Below are 16,344 nucleotides of genomic sequence, written 5' to 3' on the forward strand. Positions count from 1 at the left end.
GGCCACCGGCACTGTAGGCGAAGCCCTGCCGACGCGACCGAGGGGAACGAACCGAAAACCGACCGGAAGAATGGCAAAGCCCAGTGGTTCGGTACCGGCGGCTCGGCGGATTCGGCCGCCGGTCGGGGTGCTGGCAGCGCGATAGTCGCAGGGTGCTCATTCTGGGCTGGCGGGTGCGGTCGCAGACGTGGGCGCGGGCTCATCTGGCTGCCAAGATGGCTGCCGCCGGATCACAGACAGGCCCGACCGCCAAGATGGCTGCCGCCGGATGACAGACAGGCCCGACCACCAAGATGGCTGCCGCCGGATGACAGATTGTCTAGCCGCCAAGGCATGCCACCTACCGCACCCGGGCACGTTCTCGACCAACCGACCACCGGCCCGCCGCCACACGCTCACCGGCAGCCGCATCGCCGACCTGCGTTGTCGGTCCCTTCGATTGCTATTCTTCCGGCTGGTTTTCGGTTCGTTCCCCTCGGTCGCGTCGGCAGGGCTTCGCCTACAGTGCCGGTGGCCGGGGGTCAAGTTCGCGCTGTGTGAAACCGCCGCCTACCTGCATGTCCGCCGCGCGCGGACTTTACCCCCGGACACCGGTGCTGTACCCCCCGGGCTGACGACGCGACCGTGGGGAACGGACCGCACCACCCCACAAACCGCAGCCGCTGAGACTGGCTCGGCCACCCGAGGGAACCGCGCTAGTTTCCCTGAGGTTGTCGAGGCCCGCCGGAGGCCCGGCTCTTCACCATGGTCTTGACTTTGATCTTGATCTTGATCTTCAGCCCTTGATCTTGCTTGTTCTGTTGATCTTGCTCTTGATCTGGCCTGTGCCCCTTGCTCTGACTTGCTGGAGTTGAAGAGGCCTGAGGTGGGGCGGGGTTGTGAACGCGGAAACCGGCAGCCGACAAACACACCCACCGCCACGAACCCCGAACCGGCACAACTATGACCGAAGGCGTAAAAAGCTTTATAACCCACAAACTAAAAGCAACCCGCAAGCCAGGTCGAGAAATGCTCTCTCGAGTGCGCGGCAGGTGCGGCAGGTGCGCCAGGCGCGGCAGGCATGTCCGCGAGTTCCGCCGCCGGTCCAGGGGCTGGTAACGCGGCATCCCGGGCGAGCATCCTGGGCTGGCTGGCTGGCTGGCTGGCTGGCTGGCTGGCTGGCTGGCTGGCTGGCGGGCGCGGCCGTGGCCAGCGCTCCGCTAGCCGCCAGCCGTCCCGCCGCCGGAGACCTGCCGGGCGACCAGCGAAGCGTGCAGCTCGCCCAGGTCCTCCGCCCGGTGCGCCGACAGGCCCGTCAGCTCGCTGATCCGCCGCAGGCGGTAGTCGACCGTGTTCGGGTGCACATGCAGTGCGGCGGCTGTCGCCCGGCGGTCGCGGTGCAGATCGAGGTAGGTCTGCAGCGTGCTCAGGAGCTCGGGTTTTCCGGCCAGTGGCGCCAATCGCTCCGCCAGTGCTCGCAGTGCCGCCGAGGGGCGGCTCAGCTGGTAGTCCAGCAGCACGTCTTCGAGGCGGTACAGCCCCGGGGCGCGGCCGGTTGCCCGGACCAGATCGACGATCTCGGCGGTCCGGGTGACTGCCGTGGGTACCTCGCTCGCGTCGGCGGTGGCGACCGCGGCCGTCACCGGTGTCCCGGAGACCTCGGCCGCCTCGGATATCAGGGCCCGTAGTGCCGTGTGCTCCGGGTCGCCGCTCTCGTCGCCGAGCGGCATCAGCACTGTGCCGCGATCCGAGCGGAAGGCGGTCAGGCAGGGCCGCTCCGCGAAGGCGTCCAGGGTGTCCCGCACGCGCCGGATCTTGCGGCGGGCCGCGACGTCGGGGGCGGCCGCGTCCTCGTCGGGGTGGCGTTCCAGGTCGAGGGTCAGGACCGCGTAGCGGGGTGCTGCCTGTACTGTCCCGTCCGGCTCGGTGCCGGACAGGAGTGCTGCCATCAGTGCGTGGCGGCCGCTGTGTTCCTCGGTGTCGATGGTGCGGCGGGCGGCCAGGTAGCTCTCTGTCACCGCGTTCAGGATGCGGCGCTGGACCCCTAGCAGCAGGTCGAGGACTTCGCGTAGATCGGTGTGGTCGTCGGGGGCGGCTCCGGCCGAGGCCTGGGACCAGACCATGGCGATGCCGAGTTGGTACGCCGCCAGGATCGCCTCCAGCGGCACGCCCTCCTCGGCCCGGCGCTGGGCGGACAGGCGCTGCGCGGCGAGTTCGGCGGCCTCGGGGACTCGCCGCGCCTCGACCGCGTCGGCGAACATGCGGACTGAGTGCTGCACGATCTCGGCGATGTCGCCTGCGACCTCTTCGCTGGGCAGAGTCGCGTAGACCGGCAGCTCTTCGAGGAGGCGCGCCAGTACCCGGCGGGACAGATCCGGTGCCAGGGCCCGTAGATGCGCCGCGATCGGGCGGCCCGCGATCCGCAGTGGTCCGGTATCCACAACGCCTTTGTGACGCGTCACAGAATCCCTCGCTGAAGTCTGGGTCACCGTCCAGTTAATCAGTGCCCGAATAGTCTGCATGATGACAGGCGACAGCGTCCATCCGCCCAGCGAGCGACGATCCCGGAGGAGTCCACCGTGAAGCCGTCCCGCACCGTCAAGGCCGTCACGGGGCTGTGCGCCCTGCTCGGCGCCGTGTCCGTCACCACCGCGACCTCGGGCACCGCCCAGGCCGCCGCGACCCCGCAGGTCTACGTCGCGCTCGGCGACTCGATGGCCTCCGGGCCGCTGATCCCGGATCCGACCGGGCAGCTGGCCTGCGGCCGGTCCACCCACAACTACGCGCACGACATGGCCGCCTCGCTCGGCATCCCGGTGTTGCGCGACGTCACCTGTAGCGGCGCCAGCACGTTCCACATGACGAACCCGCAGCCGCTGTCCATCGCCGGCGTCGCCGCGGGGACCGCGCCGCCGCAGTTCGACGCCCTCACCGCCGACACCACGCTGGTCACGCTCACCATCGGCGGCAACGACGTCGGGCTGGTCGGGGTGGCGCAGGACTGCATGCAGCTGAACCCGTTCGCCGCGCCGTGCAAGGGCAAGTACGTGGTCAACGGGGTCGACTCGGTCGCCGCCCGCAGCGACGCCTTCGCCCCGAAGCTGGCCGCGGTGCTGGCCGGGATCCACCAGCGCTCGCCGCAGGCCCGGGTGCTGGTCACCGGCTACGGCGACTACATCAAGGCCGGCGGCTGCTGGCCGGTCGAGCCGCTGCTCGGCTCGGACGCCACCTGGCTGCAGAGCGAGGTGGACTACCTGAACTCGACCATCGCCGCCACCGCGGCCTCGAACGGCGCGACCTACGTGGACGTCCGCACCCCGAGCGCCGGCCACGACTCGTGCCAGAGCGAGGGCTCACGCTGGGTCGAGGGCTACGTGCCGCTGTCCCCGGCCGCACCGCTGCACCCGAACCAGGCCGGGGAGGCCGCGTACGCGCGGATCGTCGGCGCCGTGGTCGCGAACGGATAGCCGGCGGGTCGGCGACGCGGGTCATGAGTATTCGTTCCCTGATGAGGTCGGCGGCGGGCCGGGTGCTCGCCGCCGCTCTCGCGGTCGCGGCTGTCACCGCCGGGCTCACCTCGCCGGCCGCCGCGCAAAGTCGCGCGACCGCAGAGAAGGCGCCGGCCCACACCGGGTGCGACCCGATCGCCGGCCCCACCTGCCTCCTGCCGTACCCCGACGACTGGTACACCCGCCCCGATCGCTGGACCCCGACCGGCCGCCGCCTCGACTTCTCCGCCTCCGACCTGCCGGTCAGCGCCCTGGCCGGCCCGACCGACCCCACCGCCTGGAACCGGCTCGACGGCTTCTCCCCGGGCTCCGCCCTGGTCCTGACCGTCCCCGGCCTCGACCCCGCCGCCAGCGGCCTGGCCCCCATCACCGACATCGGCCGCTCCCTGGCCCCGAGCGCGCCGATCGTCATCCTCGACCAGACCACCGGCACCCGCTGGCCCTACTGGGCCGAGCTCGACGCCAACGATCCCCAGCACCGCGCGCTGCTCGTCCACCCCGCCCGCGACTTCCTCGACGGCCATCACTACGTCGTCGGCATCAGGAACCTGCGAACCGCTACCGGCGCCCCGATCCCGCCACCCGCGCCGTTCGCCCGGATCCTGGGCCACCGCCTGCCCAAACAAGATCCGCTCCGCGAGCGCCAAAGCGAACTCAAGCCGGACCTCCGGACCCTCACCCGCGACGGCGTCCGCACCTCAGACCTCTACCTCGCCTGGGACTTCACGGTCGCCAGCGCCGCGAGCCTGACCGGCGACCTCACCTCGATCCGGGACGACGCCTTCGCCCGCCTCGGATCCGCCGCGCCCGCCTTCACCGTGACCTCCGTGACCGACCTGACCCCGACTCAGGACCCGGACATAGCTCGCGTCGTCGACGGCACGATCCAGCTCCCCAGCTACCTTTCCCAACCCGGCGGGCCCACCGGCTCGGTCTTCAACCGCGGACCCGACGGCCGCCCTGCCCAACTGCCCGGCAACATCCAGACTGCCAACTTCCGCTGCGAAATCCCGCGCGCCGCCTGGACGAAGCCCTCGCAGGCCGCGCTCTACGGCCACGGCCTGCTCGGCAGCCGAGACGAGGTCGGAGCCGCGAACGTCCGGGCCATGGCCGGCGAACACGACTTCACCTTCTGCGCCACCGACTGGATCGGGATGGCCGCGGAGGATCAGAACACTGTCGTCGCCGCCCTGGGCAACCTGAACGCGTTCCCCGAAGTCACCGAACGCGTGCAGCAGGGCGTCCTGAACGCCATGTTCCTCGGGCGCGCGCTCGTCAATCCGGCCGGCTTCGCCGCCTCGTCCGCGTTCCGGGCCCCGGACGGGCATCCCCTGCTCGACCCGCGCGCCGGGGTCGTCTACGACGGCAACAGCCAGGGCGGCATCGTCGGCGGCGTGCTGGTCGCGGCCTCGCCGGACGTGAAGCGCGGCGTGCTCGGCGTCACCGGTATGAACTACAGCCTGCTGCTGAACCGGTCGGTCGACTTCGCCGCGCTGCAACCGGCGCTCGACGCCGGCTACCCGGACAAGCTCCAGCAGCAGCTCGTGTTCCAGCTGACGCAGCTGCTCTGGGACCACGCCGAGACCGACGGCTACGCCGAACACCTCACCGACGGCCGCCAGGTGCTGATGGACGTCGCTTTCGGCGACCACCAGGTGGCGAACGTGTCGGCCGATGTCGAGGCCCGGACCATCGGCGCGCGGCTGCACGTGCCGGCGGTCGCGGTCGGCCGGTCGCCGGACGTCGTGCCGTACTGGGGCATCGCGCCGAGTCCCACGGTGCGATATCAGGGTTCGGCGATGGTGGTCTGGGACAGCGGCACGCCCCCGGCGCCGCTGACGAACACCGCGCCGACCGGCCCGCGATACGGCCACGATCCGCATGAGGATCCCCGGAACTCGCCGTTGGTACGGCTTCAGAAAGCCGTGTTCCTCACCACCGGTGTGGTCATCGACGTCTGCGGCGGTGCGCCGTGCACCGAACCACCGGCGTCGTGACAGCTGCTCCACGCACCTGAGTCCCCTGAGAAAGGACAACCCCGATGAAGCACCGTCTGTGGTCGTGGCGTGTCGCCGTGACCGCCGCGCTGCTCGCCCTGCTCCCCATGGCCTCCGCCTCGGCGGCCTCCTGGACCCGGTTGCCCGGCTACCAGACCTGGACGCTCGTGACCGCGTTGGAACGCGGCCAGGGCGTCTCGACCGACGGCACCTACTACTACTTCTCCGGCACCTACTCGCTCGACAAGGCCACCGTCAACGGCATCAACGACGTCACCAGCAACGCCACGGCCATCCCGTCGGCGCTGTCCTCGCAGTACGGCTCCAACCACATCGGCGACAACGACTACTACGGCGGTTACGTCGTGGCTCCCATCGAGGACGGCAGCAACTACCAGCACCCGCTGCTGGCGCTGTTCAACGCCTCGGACCTGAGCTACACCGGCCGCTACGTCCAGCTGCCGCTGAACCTGATGCCCGGCGGCGTGCCCTGGGTCGCGGTCGACGCCGCGGCCGGCCTGGTCTACACCGCCCCCTGGAACCAGAGTGCCGCCGACGGCAGCGACCACCTGGTCGTCTACAGCCTGCACGACCTGCTGACGCTGCCGGCCGGCGCGGCCCTGCCGGTGCTGCGCACCGTGAAGCTCTCGCAGCCGCTGAGCCGGATCCAGGGCGCGAAGGTCTGGCGCGGCCAGCTGTGGGCCTCGGCGGACATCGACGGCAACAAGTCGGTCTGGACCATCGACCCGAACACCGGCGCCACGGCCTGGCAGTTCGCCCAGGACGTGCAGCCCAAGGACGAGGTCGAGGGCCTGGTGGCGCTGGACCTCGGGGCCGGCGGCGGTCAGCTGCACATCCTGAACGTCGGGTCCGGCTGGAAGTCGATCTTCTTGTACTTCCAGCACTACGCGCTGAACTGACGCGCAGCACGCAGCACGCAGCACGCAGCACGCAGCACGCAGGACGCAGCACGCAGCACGCAACGCGCAGCACGCAGCACGCAACGCGCAGCACGCAGCACGCAACGCGCAGCACGCAGCACGCAACGCGCAGCACGCAGCACGCAACGCGCAGCACGCAGCACGCAACGCGCAGCACGCAGCGCGGACCGCGGAGTACGGACCGCGTGCCGCGAGAACCCACGGCGGCGAAGGCTTTCCCACCTTCGTCGCCGTGCCGGGATTCCGGCACCGCGCAGAGCCTGGCCGGGCCTCGTCTGCTGCGCTTGACTCGAACCATGACCGAATCCGACATCTGGTTTCAGGACCCTTACGCCGCCTTCGCCCGGGGTCGCCAGGCCGCGGGCCCGTCCTTCGTCCCCGCACTCGGCGCGTGGGTGGTCGCCCGGCACGATGACGTGCTGGAGGTGCTGCGGCGTGCCGACGAGTTCTCCTCGGCGAACACGCTGCCGCGCGACGACATGCTGCCGGAGCCGGTGCGGGCCGAGTTGGCGGGCAGCATCGGCGGGCGGCCGGTCGTGGTGAACTCCGACGGGCCCGCGCACCGGCGGTATCGCGCGCCGCTGCTGGCCGGCCTCACCCCGGCGCGGGTCGGGCAGCTGGTGCCGTGGATCGGGGAGCGGGCCGCGGAGCTGGCCGACGGATTCACCCGGCACGGCGACGGCAGGGTCGAGTTCGTCAGCCAATACACGTCCGTCCTGGCCAGCGAGACCATCGGCCGGCTGATCGGCCTGGAGCCAAAGGACGTCGCGAAGGCGGTCGACGGCACCACGCAGGCGCTGATCATGTACTTCTTCCCGGTCGGCGACGAGCACAAGGCCGAGGCGGCACGTAAGTTCGCTGAGATGCGGGCGATGCTCGACGGATACGTCCGGGCCCGCCACGCCGAACCACGCGACGACCTGTGCAGCGCGCTGGTCGCCGCCCTCGCCCCGGACGGCGGCGAGCTCACCCTTGAGCAGCGTCACGAGATCGGCTCCAACGTCCTCAACCTGTTCATCGCCGGCTTCATCACCGCCACCCCGCTGCTCGGCACGATGGTTCTCAACTTGCTGCGACACCCCGAGCAGTGGGAGTCGCTGTGCGCGAAGCCCGAGCTGATCCCGGCGGCCGTCGAGGAGGCCATCCGCTACGACACCTCCATGCAGAGCGTCCGCCGCCTCACCACCGCCCCGGTGACGCTGGCCGGCGTCGAGATCCCGGCCGGCGCCACCCTCCTGGTCGCCCTCGCCTCCGCCAACCGCGACCCCGACGCCCACGACCGGCCCGACACCTTCGACATCACCCGGCCGCCGAACGAGGCCACGACCAGGCACGTGTCCTTCGGCCACGGCCCGCACGCCTGCGTCGGAGCGCAACTCTTCCGCGAGGAAGCCCAGGCCACGCTGCGGGTCCTGACCGAACGTCTGCCGAACCTGCGGCTGGCGCCTCAGGAGGCCGGGGCGATGGGCCGCAGCGTGGTGCCGCGGGACGGGTCGTTGCAGCGGCTGAATCTGGTCTGGTGAGAAGGACCGGCTACTTCAGCAACGTGGCCAGCAAGTCGTCGCCGAGCGCCGCGCCCTCGGTGGAGTGATCCGCGAGGCCGTAGTCCGCGTACCAGTCCGAGGTGGCCTCGGGGTGCGGGCCGACGACCGCGACGCGGCCGGCACCCAGCGGCAGGACGGCGGCGGCGATCGGGCCGTTCGAGTAGCGGGCCAGCACTTCGGCGGGCTGGCCGTCGAGGACGAAGGCCGGGCCGTCCTGGAAGTACATCTGGTGCTGCTGATCGCGCCACGTCACGGCGATCAGGGTATTGTCGGTGGTGCTGACCGTCGCGCCGGACGTGGCGATGTACTGCTCGGAGTCGCCGGGGCTCAGCAAGCCGAAGCCGGGGGTGCCAGCCAGGTAGCCGCCCATGCAGAGCCCCAGGAAGTGGCCGCCGCCGTTGACGTAGTTCTGGATCGTCTTCTCGACACCGGGGTTGTCCTGCTGCATGATCTGCCACCCCTGGTCGACGCTCATGTCGTCGGAGCCGCCGGGCTGCACATAGACGGCGGCGGAGCTGAGGGTGGCTGCCGAGAAGGCGTACTCCTGGCCCTTCCCGACGTAGTGCGTCGTGAAGCCGTTCCTGGTCAGGAGCCCGGCGGCGGCTTCGGCGCAGCCGTCACAGGCGGCCCGGCCCCGGTAGACCAGCGCGGTGCCGTGGGGCGGTGGCGAGTTGGTGGGAGCGCTCCGGCTGCCGCAGCCGACCAGTCCGAACGCGGCGGACACAGCGAACAGCACCAGCGTCACTACTGCTGTGAGCCGTCCGCCGGAGCGCTTGCCGCCGCCCGCCGTCCTCGTGGTCTCCATCGCCTGCCTTCCTCGGCGATGATCAAGACTACAGCCCCAGGGACTTCGCCACGACCGACTTCATGACCTCGCTGGTCCCGCCGTAGATCCGGTACACGCGGTTATCCGTGTAGAGCTTCGCGATGGGGAACTCGAGCATGTAGCCGTAACCGCCGTGCAGCTGAAGACACTTGTCGATGACCCTGCTGGCCATCTCCGTGGTGAACAGCTTCACAGCCGCGGCGTCGGCGACCGTCAGCTCCCCGGCCTCATACAGGTCCATGGCCCGGTCGATCATCGTCTGCCCGGCCGTCACCTCGGCGGAGCACTCGGCGAGCACGAACTTCGTGTTCTGAAACGACGCCACCGGCGTGCCGAACACATCGCGCTGCTTCGTATAGGCGATCGCGAACTGGATCGCGGCGTCGGCGGCGGAGACCGCGGACACCGCGATGCCGAGGCGTTCGGGCACCAGGTTGTGCGTGAGATAGGAGAACGCCTTGCCCTCCTCCCCGAGCAGGTCCTGCGCCGGCACCTTCACGTCGGTGAAGGACAGCTCGGCGGTGTCGGAGGTGCGCAGGCCGATCTTCTCCAGCTTGCGGCCGACCGCGTAGCCCTCGGACTTGGTGTCCACACACAGGATCGACAGGCCCGCGCGACGGTTCTCGGGGTCGTAGGGGGAGGTGCGCGCGACCACCAGGACCCGGTCGGCGAGCACGCCGCCGGTGATGAAGGTCTTGGCGCCGTTGAGGACATAGTGCGTGCCGTCCTCCGACAGCTTCGCGGTGGTCTTGATGCCGGCCAGATCGCTGCCGGTGCCCGGCTCCGTCATCGCGATCGCCGTCATCATCGCCCCGGAGACGAAGTCCGGCAGCCAGCGCCGCTTCTGCTCCTCGTCCGCGAACTCCAGCAGATACGGCAGCACCAGCCCGGTGTGCACCGACGAGCCGCCGAAGCTCACCCCGGCGCGCATCAGCTCCTCGGTGGTGACGGCCTGGTACTTGAAGCCGTTGGCCTCCCCGGCGCCGCCGTACTCCTCGGGCACCTCGATGCCGAACAGGCCGAGGTCGCCGAGCCGGTAGTAGAACTCGCGCGGAGCGTGGCCCTGCTTCTCCCACTCGGGGTAGACCGGGACGACCTCCTCGGCGATGAAGTCCCGGATCATCTGGCGGAACGCCTCGTGGTCCTCGGTGTACACGGAACGGCGCACGCTGTTTCTCCTGACGCTTGTGCTCGACGACTGACTCTCGGCGACTGACTACAGCTTCGACTCGCGACGACTAACTACAGCTTCGCGGCCCAGACGCGGACCGGCTAGTCGGAGACCCGCGGCCGGTCCGCGCCAGGGCCGCTGGTCTGGTTGCCCGCAATTACTCGCCGACGTATATTTGTAGACGAGTATATGTCGAGGAAGGAGCGCCGTGGCCGTCAAACGCAAGGTCGACAACCTGCTCGCGCTCGCCGTGCTGGCCACCGTCGTCCAACGGCCCATGCACCGCTACGAGATCGCCTCGCAGATCCGGGCGCGCGGCAAGGATCAGCAGATGGACGTGAAGTGGGGGTCGCTCTACACGGTCGTCCAGAACCTCGCCAAACACGGGTTCCTAGAGGTCATCGGCACCAGCCGGCAGGGCGCGCGGCCGGAACGGACCGTCTACCAGATCACCGACGCCGGACGCCGGGAACTCGAAGACTGGACCCGCGAGCTGCTCGCCTCGCCCGAACCGGAGCACACCCGGTTCGCCGCCGGCCTGTCTGTGCAGGTGGTCCTGCCGCCGGCCGAGGTGATCGAGCTGCTGCAAACCCGGCTCGCTGCGCTGGAGGAGGGGATCAGCGCCCGCGAAGCAGCACACGCCGAGAATCTGACGGAAGTCCCGAGGCTGTTCCTCATCGAGGACGAGTATGCGCTGGCGATGGTCGTGGCCGAGGCGGCGTGGGTGCGGGGAGTGCTGGCGGAACTGACCGCCGGCACGTTCCCGGACCTGGCCGCCTGGCAGGCGTTCCACGACGGCGCCGAGCTGCCCCCGGAGATCGTCGCACTGCTGGAAAGGAGCCCCGGCCCGGACTAGCGAAAACGCCTCGGCGGCGGAGCGCCGACACCGCCGCCACTGCGGAGGGAATCCCATGTCCACAGCACCGAACACGCCTAGCAGCCTGAGCGTTCCGAACAGCCCTAGTGCTCCGAACACCCCTAGTGCTCCGACCAGCCCGAGCGCTCCGAATAGCTCGGGCGCCCCGAACAACCTGAGTGCTCCGAACATCCTGAGCACCACGAAGACCCCGAACGCGGCGCGCGCCTCCGGGGTCCGTACCGCCATCGTCATCGGCGGCGGCGTCGCCGGCCCCGTCGTGGCCACGGCACTGCACGCCGCAGGCATCCAAGCCACCGTCTACGAGGCCTACCCGGAACTCGGCGAGGGGATCGGCGGCTCGATCGCCCTGGCCCCGAACGGCATGGCCGCGCTCGACCTCATCGGCGCCGCCAACCCGCTCCGGGCGCTGTCCACCGCGATCGGCCACACCCGGATGAACATCGACGGCAAGGCCATGGACATCCCGGGCCTGGCCGACGTCGAACCGCTGCGCCTGGTCGGCCGCGGCGACCTGCACCGGGTGCTGCGCGACCGCGCGATCGAGGCCGGCGTGCGCTTCGAGTACGGCAAACGCCTGACCGGGGCCACCGAGCAGGCCGACGGCGTCCAGGCGCGCTTCGCCGACGGCGCCGGAGCCACCGCCGACGTGCTGATCGGCGCGGACGGGGTGCGCTCCACTGTCCGAACCCTGATAGACCCGAACGCGCCGAGCGCCGACTACACCGGGCTGCTCAGCTTCCAGGGCTACGTGGACCCGGCCGCCGACCTGGACTGCGAACCCGGCTTGATGGTGTTCGCGTTCGGCAAACGTGCCTACTACCTGTACGGGAGACTCGCCGACGGCCGACTGACGTGGGGTGCCAACCTGCCGTCGAAGACGTACATGTCGCTGACCGAGGCGCGCGCCGTCCCCGCCGAGCAGTGGCTGCGCAAGCTGCGCGACACCTACCGCGACGACCACCCCGGCGGCCTGTTCGCCGAACGCACCACCGCCGAAACCCTCGACATCACCGGCGCCATCCACATCATGCCGCCGGTCCCGCACTGGCACAGCGCCCGCATGGTCCTGGTCGGCGACGCGGTCCACGCCCCCTCGAACAGCACCGGGCAAGGCGCGTCCCTGGCCATCGAGAGCGCGCTGCAACTGGCCCGCTGCCTGCGTGACGTCCCGGAGTCGGCGGAGGCGTTCGCCGCGTATGAGGCGCTGCGTCGCGAGCGGGTCGAGCGGATCACGCGGCGCGGTGCCCGGCTGAACCGGACGAAGACGCCGGGGCCGGTCGGGCGCAAGGTGATGCACCTGACCATGCCGGTGCTGTTCCGGATGATGAACTTCGACAAGGTGATGGGCTGGGAGCAGCGGTACCGGATCGAATGGGAGGCGGAAGTCTCAAGCGCCGTGCGCAGCGGCCGGGCGTCGGTGAGGATGGGGGAACGAGCGCACCGCTAGGCCTAGGCCAAGGAGCACCCAAAGCAATGACTTCCCCTGTGGGCAACGGAGTCGAAATCGCTGTCGGACTGCTACGCGAGCAACTGCCTGCTGACAGGGTGGTGGCCGGAGAGGCGACTGCCGAGGCGGTGAAGCCGTGGAACGCGCAGGTGCGTCAGCGTCCTGCCGTGATCGCGCGGTGCCACACGACCGACGACGTCCGGACGGCGGTGCTCGCGGCCCGGTCCGCGGGCCTGCCGCTGTCGGTGCTCGGCGGCGGCCACGACTGGGGTGGCGGCGCCATCCGGGATGGGGGCCTGTTGGTGGACCTGAGCGCCATGCGCCGGGTCACCGTCGAGGGCGCGGCCGATGGCGCTCTCGATGGCGCGGTCGAGGGCAGGGTCGTGGGCACGGCCGATGGCGCCGAGGCGCGGGTGGCCGGCGGCGCGACCGTGAGCGACGTCCTGGACGCGGTGCGCCCGCACGGGTACGCCGCGGCGGTGGGCACCGTGAGCTCGGTCGGCTTCGCCGGGCTGACCCTCGGCGGCGGGTACGGCACGCTGATCGGACTGCTCGGCCTCGGTGTCGACAACCTGCTGTCGGCCGAGGTCGTGCTGGCCGACGGCCGGGTCGTGACCGCCGACCCGGAGCACGAGCCCGACCTGTTCTGGGCCCTGCGCGGTGGCGGCGGCAACTTCGGCGTCGTGACCGAACTCCGTACCCGGCTGCACCCCCACGCCGAGGTCACCACCGGCCTGATCGCCTTCAGCTGGGAGCAGGCCGGATCGGTGCTGCGCGGCTGGCGGAACCTGACGGCCGCCGCGGATGACGTGGACGACCCGGCCTTCGCGGACGACGCGCTGGACGTGATGTTCGGCGCCCTGCACACCCCGGCCGGCCTGGTGCTCTTCACCAGCCCGACGTGGGCCGGTGACCCGGCGCGCGCGGACGAGCAGATCGCCCGGGTGCGGGCGCTGGGGGAGCCGGTGCTGGAGGACGTCGGCCGGCGCGCGCTGGCCGACGCCGTCCACGCGATGGACGAGCTGTTCCCCCAGGGCCGCAGCTACCACCTGGGCAGCCGGCTGCTGCCGGTCCTCACCGATGCGGCCATCGACGAGTTCGTGCGTGCGGGGGACGCGATGCCCACCACCTGCGCGCTGAACGTGCATCATGCACACGGTGCGGTGACCCGGGTGGCTGTGGACGCTACGGCTTATCAGTACCGTGACGAACACCTCGTGGTGGAGATCCTGGGGTCGTGGACTGATGGCGACGGCGACGGCGACGGCGATGGCGATGGCGGCGCTGGCGCGGCCGAGGCGGGCTGGGTCCGCGACACCGAGCGCCGCCTGGATGCTTACGCACTGCCCGGCGGCTGGCCGAACCTCATGGCGCGCGACGATCCGCGAGCCGCCGGCGCTTTCGGCGGCAACACTGAGCGGCTGCTGGCCGTCAAGGCGCACTACGACCCCGACGGGATGTTCACGGCGATGCCGCTGCCGAGGTAGCCGTCGGCGTCGTTCAGATTCGCACGACGGTCTTACCCCGAGCGCCACCGCCCGTGTTCTGCCCGAGGGATTCAGGGACCTGATCCAGGGTGATGGTCCGGCCGATCGGGACGGTGATCCGGCCGGAGCGCACCTCCTCCGTGATGCGGGCGAGCAGTCCGGGCTTGTCCGCCATCATGAAGTTGGTCACGGCGATCCGCTCCGAGGCGAGCAGCTCCGCCGGGGCGGTGAAGGTCGCGGATGCCGCCGCGCCGCCGTCCCGGACCAGCGCGGCGTACTCGCTGAAGCGGGGTGCGTCGCGGGTCAGGTCGAGGAAGGCGTGGATGCCGTCGGGATGGGACTTGCGCACCACCTCGGCTACGTCATCGCGCGTGTAGTCAATGGTCTGCGACGCTCCGAGGCCGCGGATCCGGGCGTCGGCGTCCGGCCGCGCGGTGACGATGACCTCGGCCCCGCGCGCCGCGGCGAACTGGACCGCGAAGACACCCACGCCACCGGTGGCGCCGGTGATCAGGAGCGTGCGGCCGGGGCCCAGGCCCAGGGCCTCAATGATGCCGAGCCCGGTCATGCCGGCCGTGGGCAGGGCGGCGGCGACGTCGGCGGTCACGCCGTCGGGGGTGCGCTGCAGCGCGCCGTGGCTGGGGGCTTCGGCGATGACGGCGTACTCGGCGTAGGTGCCGCGGCCCACCGGGACGTCCAGGAACTGGCCGTGGACGAGGTCGCCCACAGCGAATCCGGTCACTGATTCGCCGACCGCGACGACGCGGCCGGCGCCGTCCGTGCCCAGGATGAGCGGTGAGGTCGTCGGCAGCTGGTGCATCCGGCCCGAGGCGATGTCGGTGTCGATCGGGTTCAGCGAGGCCGTGGCCAGCCGCACCAGCACCTCACCGGGGCCGGGGCTCGGCACCGGGAGGTCCACGAGCGCGGGTGTCCCGCCGACTTCGGGTATTGCGATGGCGCGCATGACGGCGTCTCCTGTCCTTTGACCCGCTTGCTGGCCGGCGGGTTCCACCACCGAGTCAAGCCGGTGCACGGCCGGAGCTGAAGGACCCGTTCGGTCGCATTTGATACCCTGGAGGTATGAATGACCTGGAGACCCGGCAGCTTCGGTACTTCGTGGCGGTGGCCGAGGAGCTGAACTTCGGGCGCGCCGCTGACCGGCTGGGCATGGCCCAGCCGCCGCTGTCGCGGGCGATCCGCGAGCTGGAGCGGCAGCTCGGGGTGGTGTTGCTGGAGCGGACGACGCGCCGGGTGGAGCTCACGGCGCCCGGCCAGACCCTGCTGCGGGACGCGCGGACCGCGCTGGCCGCGGTCAGCGCGGCGGGGCGGCGCGCGCAGCACGCGGGAGAGGCGCGCCCGCGACTGCGAGTGGCGCTGAAGGCCGACGTCGACGGCGGGCTGCTGCCGCGAATCCTGGAGGAGTACGCAGCGCAGGACACCGGGCAGCCGGTGGCGCTGGTACTGGGGCGCTACGGCGAGCAGGCGACGGCGCTGCGGGACGGGCGCGCCGACGTCGGACTGCTGCTGGACGCGGCCGACGCGCGGGGACTCGACTCCGAGCCGCTGGTGACGGAGCCGTTCCTGCTGGCCGTCGCGGCCGACGACCCGCTGGCGACCTACGCAGAGGTCTGTCTCGCCGACCTCGGCGACCGCACGATGCCTGACGGCAAGCTGGCGGATCAGGGCCCGTTGTCGGCTGAGGAGTGCGGTTTTGTTCCGGCGGTTGGCCGCTGGCCGCTGAGTGGGTCTGGGGACTGGGGTGGTTCTGGCGGTTTGGGTGGCTTGGGCAGCTTGGGCAGCTTGGGCAGCTTGGGTACATCGGGAGCCTCGGGTACCTCGGGCGCCTCGGGCACATCAGGAGCCTCGGGTGCCTCCGACCTGCCCGAGATCTTCCGCCTCATCGAGCTGGGCACCATCGTCTGCTACTTCCCGGCGTCCCTCACCCGCCGGTATCCGCGCCCTGACATCGTCTACCTGCCGGTCAAGGACGTGCCCCCGGCTACCTTGGCGGTGGCATGGCCTCAGGACTCCCGGTCGACGGCGGTCGCGGCTTTCGTTCGTGCTGCTACCGCTGTCGCTGCGGCTGCTGCTCTGGTTTAAATGCATTTTACGGAACTACCTGGTATTGACTAATCACGGATCGAGACGCAGTTCGTTGGTGCCGCTCGATGTGTGTTGGCGGGTGCCGGTCGGGGGTGTGGTGCGCGCGGGTCCGAGTCACTGCGCATGCGTCGTGCGGGCGGCAATCGTCGCGTGTGGTGGGTGCCTGAAGTCAAAGGCAGGCGCCTCCGGCGGGGGCCTCCCGCTCGGAGGTATCCAACCCCCCGCGTGGGCTGCGGTCCGAGTGTTGGTCGCGTAGTCCCGGATCCCTCATCGCAATCGGCGCCCGGAGGGAATCAGACCGGCCTGGCGGTATCAAGCCGGATCGCTGTCGCTGTGGTGCTGTCGCGTTCGGCTTGACACCGCCAGTCCGGCCTGATTTGGCAAGCCACGCCGATCGCGACGAGGAATCCGGGACAAGACCACTCTGTGGAAAAGCACCAGTGGTGCACATTCTGGTTGG

General features: G+C 70.6%; 12 protein-coding genes. 8 read left to right on the forward strand and 4 right to left on the reverse strand.

Annotated elements, in window-relative coordinates:
• Window positions 1–1,199: 1,199 nt before the first annotated feature.
• Window positions 1,200–2,501, reverse strand: coding sequence for a PucR family transcriptional regulator (locus KGQ19_RS40645; protein WP_212019474.1), 1,302 nt, complete (start codon window positions 2,499–2,501; stop codon window positions 1,200–1,202).
• A 57-nt stretch (window positions 2,502–2,558) separates the two neighbouring features.
• On the opposite strand from KGQ19_RS40645, the gene KGQ19_RS40650 reads away from it, so the two are divergent.
• The 4 genes from KGQ19_RS40650 (at window position 2,559) to KGQ19_RS40665 (ending at window position 7,949) form a co-directional block, all read left to right on the forward strand.
• Window positions 2,559–3,446, forward strand: coding sequence for an SGNH/GDSL hydrolase family protein (locus tag KGQ19_RS40650; protein ID WP_212019476.1), 888 nt, complete (start codon window positions 2,559–2,561; stop codon window positions 3,444–3,446).
• A 23-nt stretch (window positions 3,447–3,469) separates the two neighbouring features.
• Complete coding sequence (locus KGQ19_RS40655; RefSeq protein ID WP_212019478.1) at window positions 3,470–5,485, forward strand: hypothetical protein; 2,016 nt, start codon at window positions 3,470–3,472, stop codon at window positions 5,483–5,485.
• A 44-nt stretch (window positions 5,486–5,529) separates the two neighbouring features.
• A complete protein-coding gene (locus tag KGQ19_RS40660; protein ID WP_212019480.1) occupies window positions 5,530–6,405 on the forward strand; it encodes a hypothetical protein in 876 nt (291 codons plus the stop codon).
• Between the two features lie 317 nt (window positions 6,406–6,722).
• Window positions 6,723–7,949: a cytochrome P450 gene (locus KGQ19_RS40665; RefSeq protein WP_212019482.1), complete on the forward strand. Its 1,227-nt coding sequence runs from the start codon at window positions 6,723–6,725 to the stop codon at window positions 7,947–7,949.
• Between the two features lie 10 nt (window positions 7,950–7,959).
• Here KGQ19_RS40665 and KGQ19_RS40670 read toward each other — a convergent pair whose 3' ends face one another.
• Window positions 7,960–8,775, reverse strand: coding sequence for a BPL-N domain-containing protein (locus tag KGQ19_RS40670; protein ID WP_212019484.1), 816 nt, complete (start codon window positions 8,773–8,775; stop codon window positions 7,960–7,962).
• A 28-nt stretch (window positions 8,776–8,803) separates the two neighbouring features.
• A complete protein-coding gene (locus KGQ19_RS40675; protein WP_212019485.1) occupies window positions 8,804–9,964 on the reverse strand; it encodes an acyl-CoA dehydrogenase family protein in 1,161 nt (386 codons plus the stop codon).
• 211 nt (window positions 9,965–10,175) lie between these two features.
• Between KGQ19_RS40675 and KGQ19_RS40680 the strand changes: the two genes are divergently transcribed.
• Genes KGQ19_RS40680 through KGQ19_RS40690 form a run of 3 tightly spaced genes read left to right on the forward strand, consistent with a single transcriptional unit; the run spans window position 10,176 to window position 13,781 of the window.
• Window positions 10,176–10,823, forward strand: coding sequence for a PadR family transcriptional regulator (locus KGQ19_RS40680; protein ID WP_212019487.1), 648 nt, complete (start codon window positions 10,176–10,178; stop codon window positions 10,821–10,823).
• 55 nt (window positions 10,824–10,878) lie between these two features.
• Window positions 10,879–12,294, forward strand: coding sequence for an FAD-dependent oxidoreductase (locus KGQ19_RS40685; protein WP_212019489.1), 1,416 nt, complete (start codon window positions 10,879–10,881; stop codon window positions 12,292–12,294).
• A gap of 26 nt (window positions 12,295–12,320) precedes the next feature.
• Window positions 12,321–13,781 (forward strand): FAD-binding oxidoreductase, encoded by a 1,461-nt coding sequence (locus tag KGQ19_RS40690; protein WP_212019491.1) that lies wholly within the window; start codon window positions 12,321–12,323, stop codon window positions 13,779–13,781.
• Window positions 13,782–13,794: 13 nt separating this feature from the next.
• Here the strand turns inward: KGQ19_RS40690 and KGQ19_RS40695 are convergent, their stop codons facing one another.
• Window positions 13,795–14,745 (reverse strand): NADP-dependent oxidoreductase, encoded by a 951-nt coding sequence (locus KGQ19_RS40695; protein WP_212019493.1) that lies wholly within the window; start codon window positions 14,743–14,745, stop codon window positions 13,795–13,797.
• A 116-nt stretch (window positions 14,746–14,861) separates the two neighbouring features.
• Here KGQ19_RS40695 and KGQ19_RS52350 point away from each other — a divergent pair, with 116 nt between their 5' ends.
• Window positions 14,862–15,881, forward strand: a complete 1,020-nt coding sequence (locus tag KGQ19_RS52350) for a LysR family transcriptional regulator (RefSeq protein ID WP_307856664.1) — start codon at window positions 14,862–14,864, stop codon at window positions 15,879–15,881.
• Window positions 15,882–16,344 lie beyond the last annotated feature (463 nt).

It is taken from the genome of Catenulispora pinistramenti (genome assembly GCF_018274385.1).
GTDB lineage: Bacteria > Actinomycetota > Actinomycetes > Streptomycetales > Catenulisporaceae > Catenulispora > Catenulispora pinistramenti.